Below are 9,702 nucleotides of genomic sequence, written 5' to 3' on the forward strand. Positions count from 1 at the left end.
TGCGCTCGGTCAGCCAGGCCAGGCTGACGCCCAGCAGCGTGCACAGCGGCACGGTCAGTACTACCAGCAAACTGGTATTGAACAGCAGTTCGGCCACCCGTGGCCGGAACACCAGTTGTACGACGGTGCTCCAGCCGGTCTGGATGGAAATGGCCACAATGAACACCACCGGCAGCAAGGCCAGCAGTGAAACCAGCAAGGAGCTGCCTTGCAGCCAGAGCGGCACTTGCCGCCCCGGCCGACGCAGTCCTGCCGTGCTGGTCGGGCTGTCATGGGCGGCCAATCCGCCCTGTGCAGTACGGGAAGACGATGTCGTCATGTGTTTACAGCAAACCTGCCTGTGTCATCAGTTCTACCGTCTTGCGGCTGTTCAGGCGGGAAGCGTCGATCCTGGGTGCGTCCAGATCCTTCAGCGGAACCAGCTTGGGATTGGACTGCGCGCCCTGGCCGACTGCATATTCAAACGAATTTTCGGTGCGCAGGATGTTCTGGCCACCCTTGCCGGTCACCCACTTCAGGAAGGCCTGGGCCTCTTCCTTGTGCTTGCTGGAAGCCAGCACCGCACCGCCGGAGATGCTGACAAACGCACCCGGGTCTTGCTGCTTGAAGTAGTGCAGGGCGGTGTTCTTGCTGTTTTCGCCGGTCTTGTTCTGATCGCCGAAGTAGTAATAGTGATAAATCACCCCGCCGTCGATCTGGCTGGCATTCACCGCTTTCATCACCACGCTGTTGCCCTTGTAGGGTTGGGCGTTGGTTTTCATGGCTTTCAGCCAGGCCAGCGTGGCGGCTTCACCCTTTTGTTCCAGCAAGGCACTCACAATCGCCTGGAAGTCGGCACCGGCCGGTGCAGCGCCCCAGCGGCCTTTCCATTCCGGTTTGGCCAGGTCCAGCATGGACTTGGGCAGCTCTTTCGGGGTCAGGCGGTTCTTGTTGTAGACAAAAACGGTGGAGCGGGCGGCAATGCCTACCCAGCGGCCATGAGCGGGGCGGAAGGCCGGGTCTACCTGAGCGGTGGTGGCCGGGGACAGCGGGGCCAGCAGCTTGGCATTATCCACCAGCACCATGGCCGGGGAGTTTTCGGTCAGGAATACATCTGCCGGCGAGGCCGCGCCTTCCTGCACGATCTGGTTGCCCATTTCACTGTCACTGCCATTGCGCACGGTAACCTTGATGCCGGTTTCCTTGGTAAAGCCTTCTACCCAGGATTTGGTCAGGCTCTCATGCTGGGCGTTGTACACCACGATGCCTTCGGCACTGGGGGCGGCATGTGCGGTGGCGGCAAACAGACTGGACAGTAGCAGGGCGGTGGTGATGCGTGCAAATGGACGGGACATCGGGCTGATACTCCTTGCATTGTTCAACAGGCAAAGCAGTGCGGTAAGGGTGGACCGCAACTGGGTGAAGTGCGGATTGTAATGCAAAGGATAATGATTCGCATTAATTATGTGAGCCGATGTCTGCCTTTACTGGCAGGGTGAATCTCCCTGGCATGTAAATTGCTGCTTAGCCTCCATCTCTTCAGGGGGTTTAGGCCATGACAATTACTGTAGTTCCGGCGAGCAATGCCAAGGCAATCATGCCCAGCAGCAATGCCGACACCGCCACGCAAGATGCAGGCGGCCTGTTTGCCAGCTTGCTCGGCGCGCAATTGGTCAGTCTCAATCCTGTACTTCCAGGCCAGGGAGATGGTAGTGGCGGCAACGGGAAATCCAGTCAGGACAAGGATTCCACCGCCAAGGACGACACGGCTGCCACCGATAATTCCGCCAATATGCTGCTGGCAGCCATGCCCATGTTGCAGGCCGGCTTGCCCACCACGCCAGTACAAGACAAGCCGCAGGTCAGCACCACGGCCACCGACATCAGCAACAGCATGGTGAAGGACATCGCACTGGAAGCGGCCCTGCCAACAGCGGCGGCAAGCAAGCACGCCAATGGCCTGCAAGCGCAAGAATTGCCGGGCAAGGATGCCGCAGCACTGCAATTCTTGCCGCCGTCTGCCGATCAGCTGGCCGCCAGTCAGGCCGCGAATCAGAATAATCAGCAGGTGCAGCAAGTCAGCCAGACCAAGACCCTGACCATTTCCCAGCCGATGACCGATCCGAACTGGTCCAAGGCGCTGGGCGATCAGGTAATGTCCATGGTCAGCATGAAAATGGACAAGGCCACCATCCAGGTCAATCCGCCGCAACTGGGGCCGGTGGAGGTGACGCTCAAGATGAATGGCAACGACCAGGCGCAGGTACTGTTCACCTCGGCAGTGCCGGCAACGCGTGAAATTCTGGAAAACAACATGCCCAAACTGGTTTCCATGATGGCTTCCAGTGGTATAGCTCTTGCCGATGCACAGGTTTCCAGCGGACAATCCGGGAATCGGCAACAGCAATTCAATCAAAACCAGAATGGCCGCCGCCAGAATGCCGCTGGCAATGATGAGGACGATACTCTGGCTGCCATCACGTCCGCACGCGGGATACTCAGTATCTTTGCTTGATATGGCTCACAAGGGGGCTCTGTTCAGTTCGTGCGGAAATCTGGAAAATAAAATAAGGAAATGGCTTAAGCTTTCCTTATAAACCTAACCGACGGACTGAATACCCATGGCAGAAGACAAAAAAGCGGACAAGGCGGACAAGGGCGAGAAAAAAGCAGGGGGTGGCAACAAGCTGATGCTGGTGGTGGTCATCCTGCTGGTATTGGTTCTCGCTGGCATGGGTGGTCTTGCCTATGTGATGTTCACCAACATGAACAAGCCGCATGACGCTGCCCAGACCGAGCAGACCAAGGAAAAACCGAAGAAAAAGAAGGAAGGTCCGCCGATCTTTGAAAAAATCGATACCTTCGTGGTGAACCTGTCCGGTGGTGACGGCAGCCTGCTGCAAGTGGACATGCAGGCTGAGCTTGGCGATGAAGAAGCCAAGAAGAAGTTTACCGATTACATGCCGAAGATCCGCAGTGCGCTGATCCTGTTGCTGTCTTCCAAGACCGCAGCCGAATTGTCCAGCCCGGACGGCAAGGTCAAGCTGAAGGCCCAGGTCAAGCAGATCATCAACGAATCGATGGATTCCGGCGAAGAAGAGCTGGTTCAGAGCGTACTGTTCACTTCCTTCATCATTCAGAAGCAGTAAAGCGATGGGCGACGATATCCTGTCCCAGGAAGAGGTGGATGCCCTGCTCAGGGGCGTCACCGGCGAGGACGAAGATGATGATGGCGCGCAGGACTCACAGGGAGTCCGCGGCTATGATATTGGCCGGCAGGAGCGCATTGTGCGCGGCCGTATGCCAACTCTGGAAATCATCAACGAACGTTTCGCCCGTAACCTGCGTATAGGCTTGTTCAACTTCATCCGGCGCAATGCGGAAATATCCGTCGGGCCGGTGCGCGTACAGAAATACAGCGAATTCATTCGCAACCTGGTGGTGCCCACCAACCTGAACCTGGTCCATGTCAAGCCGCTGCGTGGTACCGGCCTGCTGATCTTCGATCCGGATCTGGTGTTCCTGATCGTGGATAACCTGTTCGGTAGCGATGGCCGTTACCATGTACGGGTGGAAGGCCGGGACTTTACCCCTACCGAGCAGCGCATCATCCGGCGCTTGCTGGAAGTGGTGTTCACCGAATGCCAGAAAGCCTGGGAACCGGTGCACCCCATCGAGTTCGTCTATCTGCGTTCGGAAATGAATACCCAGTTTGCCAACATCGCCACGCCAACCGAAGTGGTGGTGGCCATGACCTTCCATATCGAACTGGGTGCCGGTGGCGGCGACTTCCACATCTGTCTGCCTTATTCCATGGTGGAACCCATCCGCGATGTGCTGTCCAGCACCATGCAGGCAGACCGGACGGAAGTGGACAATCGCTGGGTCAGCCTGATGACCCATCAGGTACAGGCGGCCGAGGTGGAACTGGTAGCCACCCTGGCGGAAACCAAGGTTACCCTGGGGCAGATTCTCAATTTGAAAAACGGTGATGTAGTGATGCTGGAAGTGCCGGAGGCCGTGGTGGTGGATGTGTCCGGCATACCGGTTCTGGAGTGTCATTATGGTACCGTGCAGGGCCGTTACGCCCTGAAGGTAGACAAGGTATTGGCCGGGGCTGGCGAGTTCGCCGAGCCCGCAGGAGAAAGCAAGCAATGACTGAGCAGCTAGAAGAAGGTCAGAACCCGGGGGCGGGTGAGGAAGAGGTATCAATGGATGACTGGGCTGCCGCCATGGCAGAACAGGAAACCACCGATGCCGCGCAGGCCGACAATGTGCAGCCGGCTACCAACCTGTTTCAGGAGCTGGGCAGTAGTGAAGCCGCGCTGAATGTCCCCAGCAACCTGGACATGATTCTGGATATTCCGGTCCAGCTGACGGTGGAGCTGGGCCGGACCAAAATTGCCATCCGCAACCTGCTGCAACTGGCGCAGGGTTCGGTGGTGGAGCTGGACGGGCTGGCAGGCGAGCCGATGGACGTGCTGGTCAATGGCTGCCTGATCGCCCAGGGCGAAGTGGTGGTGGTGAACGACAAGTTCGGTATCCGCCTGACCGACATCATTACCCCGGCGGAACGCATCCGTCGCCTGCAAAAATAATGCGGACAACCATCAGACCTGCTGCGATGATGCTGGCCGCCTGCTCGGCCATCGCCCAGGCCGGGACGCTTGCTTCCCAGCCGCTGGTCGCTGCCAGCAGTCCCACGCCGGTCAGCAGCCTGTTGCAGGTCATTCTTGGTCTGGCTGTGGTGCTGGCTGCCATTGTCGGCCTGGCCTGGCTGTTCCGCCGCATGTCCGGTGGCATGCTGGGCGGCAGCAACCGCTTGCGCGTGGTCAGCGGCGTGCTGGTGGGGCAGCGTGAAAAGGTGGTGATTGTCGAGCTGGAAGGCGAATGGCTGGTATTGGGTGTCACCAGTCATAGTGTCAACCTGCTGACCAAGATGGACCGCCCGCCCGATGCCGGGACTGATGTCGTGCAGCCTGGCGAACCCTTCGCCCGCTGGCTGAAGGCGGCCATGGAAAAGGGCCGTCAGAAATCCGAAGCCGTAAACAGATAATGAAATTCACATCTCGCGTGTTGCCCTGGCTGCTGCTGGGGCTGCCCATGCTGGCACAGGCTGCCGGCCTGCCCTTGATGACCAGTACCCCGGGTGCCGGTGGCGGTCAGAATTATTCCCTGTCCTTGCAAATGCTGTTGTTCATGACAGCGCTGGGTTTCATCCCGGCCATGCTGTTGATGACCACCGCATTCACCCGCATCGTCATTGTGCTGTCCCTGCTGCGCCAGGCCATGGGTGTGACCCAGTCGCCACCCAATCAGGTGATTCTGGGCTTGTCGCTGTTCCTCACCCTGTTTGTGATGGGGCCAACGTTTGATCAGGTGTACAACAAGGCCTGGGCACCGTTCTCGGACGACAAGATCAGTTTCAACCAGGCGGTGGAAGAGGCCAGCAAGCCGATGAAGGCTTTCATGCTCAGCCAGACCCGCGAGAAGGATCTGGCCTTCTTCATCGAGATTTCCCGCTCGGAAAAACCAGCCACCAAGGCGGATGTTTCCATGAAAACGCTGATTCCGGCCTATGTCATCAGCGAACTGAAAACCGCGTTCCAGATCGGCTTCATGGTGTTCATCCCCTTCATGATCATCGACCTGGTGGTGGCCAGCATCCTGATGGCCATGGGGATGATGATGGTGTCACCGGTCACCATATCCTTGCCCTTCAAGCTGATGCTGTTTGTGCTGGTGGACGGCTGGACCCTGCTGATGGGTTCGCTGGTCCAAAGCTTTTATACGGGCTAGGCATGGAATTCCACCCCATTACGCCGGACATGCTGCCGCTGTGTCATGCCTTGTGTGCCGATTGCATAGCCGCCTTGCCGGATGAGGCTTACCCCTTGGCGGCCCGCCTGGCCTGGGCCGGTATCTGGGATGATGAAACCGCTTCAGCCTGGGCTGCGCGCCTGTCCGCTAGCTGGAGCGTTGCTGTCAGTGCGGCTGGTGAGTTGCTGGGTTTTGCCTGGCTGACCCATGGCGGAGAGTTCGACATGTTGTATGTGACGCCTGCTGCGCAGCGACGCGGGCTCGCCATGCAGATGATCCGTCAGCTGGAAGAGACGGCGGCACAGGCCGGGCATGTGGCCCTGCATGCCTGGGCCAGTCATGCAGCCCGGCCGGTATTCGAACAGGCGGGATATGCGGTGTTGCGCGCCAATACCGTGATGCGCGATGGCGAAACGCTGGAAAACTGGCTGATGGCCAAAGGCGGCTGGCAGGAGCCTGCCGACGCAAGGAGAGAATCATGAGTCCGGAACTGGTCATCAATCTGGTGCAGAACGCACTGTATATCCTGATCATCGTCTCGGCACCGGTGCTGCTGGTGTCGCTGGTGGTGGGCCTGTTGGTCAGCGTGTTGCAGGCTGCCACGCAAATCAATGAAATGACGCTCACCTTCATTCCCAAGCTGCTGGCCATGTTTCTGGTGCTGGTGCTGGCCGGGCCGTGGATGCTCAATACCCTGGTGGAATACACCACCCGGCTGTTCCAGAGCATTCCCAGCGTGATTGGCTGACGTCACACCCCATGTTCAGTATTTCTGATGCACAGATCAGTGCACTGGTTACGATGTTTGCCTGGCCCTTTGCCCGCATCATCGGCCTGTTCCTGGTGGAACCCTTGTATGCCTATCGCGGTGTACCGCGCCGTTTCAAGGCCGGTTTCGCGCTGATGCTCACCGTGCTGGTGGTGCCATTGCTGCCACCGGTGCCTGCCGTGCCGGTATTTTCCGCAGCAGGCATCGCCATATTGTTCCAGCAATTGCTCATTGGCCTGGCCATGGGCTTTGTCATGCGGCTGACCATGACCGCGGTGGAAATGGCCGGTTTCATCATGGGTGCGCAAACCGGCCTGGGCTTTGCCATGTTTTTTGACCCCATGCATGCAGCGCAGGTGCCGGTGGTGTCCCAGCTGCTGTCCATGTTTGTCTTCCTGCTGTTCCTCACCTTTGACGGTCATCAAGTCGTCATTTCCACTCTGGTGGAAAGCTTCCAGGTGCTGCCCATCGGCATGAGCATGCCAGCCCAGGGGCTGAAGGCGCTGGTGTTATGGGGCAGTCACATCATTTCCTGGGGCATCTGGCTGTCCATGCCGGTGATTGCCGCCTTGCTGGTGACCAACCTCGCCATCGGCGTGATGACCCGTGCAGCACCGCAGTTCAATATTTTTACCTTTGGTTTTCCGCTGACCTTGATGATCGGTTTCATCACCATTTATCTGACGTTGCCGCTGATGGTGCCGGCCATCGAACAGATATACGGTCAGGCCTTCACCTTCATGTTGGCCATGCTGAAGGCGAAATAGCTTTCTGCTAGAATAGCGTCCAAATTTTCCAGCATTAAACCGCCCGGTGACGGGCCAAACCAGATTGAGGCAATTATGGCAGGTCATAGCAAATGGGCGAACATCCAGCACCGCAAGGGTCGTCAGGATGCCAAGCGTGGCAAGATCTTCACCCGTCTGATCAAGGAAATCACCGTTGCTGCCAAGATGGGCGGCGGCGATGTCAACATGAACCCGCGTCTGCGTCTGGCAGTGGACAAGGCCAAGGCCGAATCCATGCCCAAGGACAATATTGATAACGCTATCAAGCGCGGTACCGGTCAGCTCGAAGGCGTGGATTATGTCGAGTGCCGTTACGAAGGTTATGGCATTGGTGGCGCTGCCGTGATGGTGGACTGCCTGACCGACAACAAGACCCGTACCGTGGCCGATGTGCGTCATGCCTTCTCCAAGTATGGCGGCAATATGGGCACCGACGGCTGTGTGGCCTTCCAGTTCAACCATTGCGGTTTCCTGGTGTTTGCTCCGGGTGTGGACGAAGACGCACTGATGGAAGCCGCCCTGGAATGCGGTGCCGAAGACGTGATCACCAATGATGACGGCTCCATCGAAGTCATCACCGGCCCCTACGAATTCAGCGATGTGAAACAGGCGCTGGAAGACAAGGGCTTCAAGGCGGAAATGGGCGAAGTCACCATGAAGCCGCAGAACGAAACCGAACTGGCCGGCGAAGACGCCATGCGCATGCAAAAGCTGCTGGATGCGCTGGAAGACCTGGACGACGTGCAGGACGTGTACACCTCGGCCACCCTGCTGGACTGATGGTCTGATGCCATACGGCAAGGCTTGCCCACGGGCAAGCCTTTTTCATGCCTGCCATTTACTGATTGTCAGCATCGGCAGCGCTGTCGCAGCAGTGTAAACTGCAGCCATGCCGGGATGTTGGCCGGTTCAAGTCATGCGAAAGAGTCATCATGTACCAGAGTCATGCCGAACGCCGTACGCGTCTGATGCAGCAGATGGGGGAGGGCATTGCCATCCTGCCCACCGCACCCGAAGTGGTGCGCAATGCCGACAGCCACTACCCCTACCGGGCGGACAGCCATTTTCTGTATCTGACCGGCTTTGCCGAGCCGGAAGCCGTACTGGTGCTGGACGCCGGTGCCGGCAAATCCATCCTGTTCTGCCGGGAAAAGAACCTGGAACGCGAGGTGTGGGAAGGTTTCCGCTTTGGCCCGGACGGCGCGCGTGAAGCTTTCGGCTTTGATGAAGCCTATCCTCTCGGTGAACTGGATATCCGCCTGCCCGACTTGCTGAGCGGCCAGAAATCGCTGTGGTGGAATGTCGGCCGTCAGCCCGCTTTCGATGTGCGGGTGAATGGCTGGCTGGACGCCGTGCGCCAGCGTTACCGCAGTGGTGAGCAGCCGCCCGCGCTATACCACGACCTGCTGGTATTGCTGGATGAAATGCGCATGATCAAGGACGCTGGCGAACGCGCTACCTTGCGCCGGGCCGGACAGATTTCCGCCCAGGGCCATATCCAGGCCATGCGTGCCACCGGCCGGGCATGATGGAATACCAGGTGGAAGCGGAAATCCTGCACACCTTCATTCGTAATGGTGCTCGCTACCCCTCCTACGAAAGCATCGTGGCTGGCGGAGCCAATGCCTGCACCCTGCATTACGCAGCCAATAATGCCCGCCTGAACGATGGCGATCTGCTGCTGATTGATGCCGGTTGCGAACTGAACGGCTATGCCGGCGATATCACGCGCACCTTCCCGGTGAATGGCAAGTTCAGCCCGGCCCAGCGCGATGTCTACGAAATCGTGCTGGCTGCGGAACTGGCCGGCATTGCCGCGGTCAAGCCTGGGGCAGTCTGGAACGAGCCGGGCGATGCCGCGCTCAGGATACTGGTGCAAGGCATGCTGGACCTGAAGCTGCTTGACGGCAGCGTGGACGGGGTGATCGAATCCGGCGCCTTCCGCCAGTTCTACATGCATGGCATCGGCCACATGATCGGCCTTGATGTCCATGACGTCGGCCAGCGCAAGCAAGGTGGCCAGTGGCGTACCTACCAGCCCGGCATGTGCACCACCATCGAACCCGGTCTGTATATCCGCCCGGCTCCGAATGTGCCGGCTGCGCTGCACAATATCGGCATCCGTATCGAAGACGATGTGCTGGTGACTGAAACCGGGCATGAGGTGTATACCGCCGACGTGCCCAAAGAAATCGATGCAATTGAAATCCTGATGCAGGGTGTCTGAACATGAAGAACACAGACAGACAACACAGCCGCGACTGCGGCCACGATGGAGGCGAACACGCCGACATCATTATTGTGGGCGGCGGGCCGGTCGGTGCGCTGGCCGCACTGCGCTTTGCC

The 9,702-nt window shown here is 58.7% G+C and carries 13 protein-coding genes and 1 pseudogene; 12 read left to right on the forward strand and 2 right to left on the reverse strand.

What is annotated here, in order from left to right; translation table 11 throughout:
• Nucleotides 1–319: pseudogene (locus tag AWT75_RS22390) on the reverse strand (hypothetical protein); the annotation flags it as partial.
• A gap of 4 nt (nt 320–323) precedes the next feature.
• On the reverse strand, nt 324–1,334 hold the full coding sequence (locus AWT75_RS19760) for an iron ABC transporter substrate-binding protein (RefSeq protein WP_045848349.1): 1,011 nt from the start codon (nt 1,332–1,334) through the stop codon (nt 324–326).
• Nucleotides 1,335–1,534: 200 nt separating this feature from the next.
• On the opposite strand from AWT75_RS19760, the gene AWT75_RS19765 reads away from it, so the two are divergent.
• The 12 genes from AWT75_RS19765 to AWT75_RS23265 all read left to right on the forward strand — a co-directional run bounded on the left by AWT75_RS19765 (nt 1,535) and on the right by AWT75_RS23265 (nt 9,583).
• Nucleotides 1,535–2,494, forward strand: coding sequence for a flagellar hook-length control protein FliK (locus AWT75_RS19765; protein ID WP_082086594.1), 960 nt, complete (start codon nt 1,535–1,537; stop codon nt 2,492–2,494).
• A 106-nt stretch (nt 2,495–2,600) separates the two neighbouring features.
• Nucleotides 2,601–3,128 carry a flagellar basal body-associated FliL family protein gene (locus tag AWT75_RS19770; protein ID WP_045848347.1) on the forward strand — a complete coding sequence of 176 codons (528 nt, stop codon included), beginning with the start codon at nt 2,601–2,603 and terminating at the stop codon, nt 3,126–3,128.
• Between the two features lie 4 nt (nt 3,129–3,132).
• On the forward strand, nt 3,133–4,137 hold the full coding sequence (gene fliM / locus AWT75_RS19775; RefSeq protein ID WP_045848346.1) for a flagellar motor switch protein FliM: 1,005 nt from the start codon (nt 3,133–3,135) through the stop codon (nt 4,135–4,137).
• The gene (gene fliN / locus AWT75_RS19780) at nt 4,134–4,577 is read left to right on the forward strand and encodes a flagellar motor switch protein FliN (protein ID WP_045848345.1); all 444 of its coding nucleotides are present in this window, start codon (nt 4,134–4,136) and stop codon (nt 4,575–4,577) included. Before fliM ends, fliN begins: the two co-directional genes overlap by 4 nt.
• A complete protein-coding gene (gene fliO / locus AWT75_RS19785; protein WP_239689679.1) occupies nt 4,577–5,035 on the forward strand; it encodes a flagellar biosynthetic protein FliO in 459 nt (152 codons plus the stop codon). Before fliN ends, fliO begins: the two co-directional genes overlap by 1 nt.
• Nucleotides 5,035–5,778 (forward strand): flagellar type III secretion system pore protein FliP, encoded by a 744-nt coding sequence (gene fliP, locus AWT75_RS19790; RefSeq protein ID WP_045848344.1) that lies wholly within the window; start codon nt 5,035–5,037, stop codon nt 5,776–5,778. The genes fliO and fliP overlap by 1 nt, the downstream gene beginning before the upstream one ends.
• A gap of 2 nt (nt 5,779–5,780) precedes the next feature.
• Nucleotides 5,781–6,281 carry a GNAT family N-acetyltransferase gene (locus AWT75_RS19795; RefSeq protein ID WP_062791414.1) on the forward strand — a complete coding sequence of 167 codons (501 nt, stop codon included), beginning with the start codon at nt 5,781–5,783 and terminating at the stop codon, nt 6,279–6,281.
• On the forward strand, nt 6,278–6,547 hold the full coding sequence (gene fliQ, locus AWT75_RS19800; RefSeq protein ID WP_045848343.1) for a flagellar biosynthesis protein FliQ: 270 nt from the start codon (nt 6,278–6,280) through the stop codon (nt 6,545–6,547). Before AWT75_RS19795 ends, fliQ begins: the two co-directional genes overlap by 4 nt.
• Before the next feature lie 11 nt (nt 6,548–6,558).
• Nucleotides 6,559–7,335, forward strand: coding sequence for a flagellar biosynthetic protein FliR (fliR, locus tag AWT75_RS19805; RefSeq protein ID WP_062791417.1), 777 nt, complete (start codon nt 6,559–6,561; stop codon nt 7,333–7,335).
• 75 nt (nt 7,336–7,410) lie between these two features.
• Nucleotides 7,411–8,136, forward strand: a complete 726-nt coding sequence (locus tag AWT75_RS19810) for a YebC/PmpR family DNA-binding transcriptional regulator (protein WP_045848341.1) — start codon at nt 7,411–7,413, stop codon at nt 8,134–8,136.
• 152 nt (nt 8,137–8,288) lie between these two features.
• Nucleotides 8,289–8,885 carry an aminopeptidase P N-terminal domain-containing protein gene (locus AWT75_RS23260; protein ID WP_239689680.1) on the forward strand — a complete coding sequence of 199 codons (597 nt, stop codon included), beginning with the start codon at nt 8,289–8,291 and terminating at the stop codon, nt 8,883–8,885.
• Nucleotides 8,882–9,583, forward strand: a complete 702-nt coding sequence (locus AWT75_RS23265; protein WP_239689681.1) for a M24B family metallopeptidase — start codon at nt 8,882–8,884, stop codon at nt 9,581–9,583. Before AWT75_RS23260 ends, AWT75_RS23265 begins: the two co-directional genes overlap by 4 nt.
• The last annotated feature ends 119 nt before the right edge of the window (nt 9,584–9,702 follow it).

The organism is Aquitalea pelogenes, assembly GCF_001515305.1.
Lineage (GTDB): Bacteria > Pseudomonadota > Gammaproteobacteria > Burkholderiales > Chromobacteriaceae > Aquitalea > Aquitalea pelogenes.